The organism is Nocardia glycosmidis (assembly GCF_052545115.1).
In genome coordinates this window covers 1-299 of the sequence record NZ_JBQWRH010000067.1, presented here as the reverse complement: position 1 = coordinate 299, position 299 = coordinate 1, and the positions used below count along the sequence as shown (strand labels likewise).

Here is a 299-nt window from a genome sequence, read left to right as displayed (position 1 = left end):
CTGAGGTTCCCCCCGGGAAGTGGACACCGAGTTAGCAGGATCGAAGGTCCTGCTGGTAAGGATGTTTGCTATGCCTCCTCGCAAGCGTCGGTCGTACACGACCGAGTACAAGGTCGAGGCTGCCCATAGGGTGATCGACTCGGGTCGCACGATCGCCGAGGTCGCCCGGGAGCTGGGGATCGACGCCGGGATGCTGAGTGCCTGGGTGAAGGACGAACGCCGCCGCGTTGAGGCGGCCACCGGCGGTGGTGACGAGCCGTTGTCGGCATCGGAACGAGTCGAGTTACAGGCACTTCGAA

Annotated in this window: 1 protein-coding gene; it reads left to right on the top strand. The window is 63.9% G+C overall.

Going from position 1 to position 299, the window contains the following annotated elements; all coding sequences use genetic code 11:
• Window positions 1–70: 70 nt before the first annotated feature.
• The coding region (locus ACT86A_RS27510; RefSeq protein WP_445095135.1) for a transposase at window positions 71–299 on the top strand (229 nt) is incomplete at its 3' end.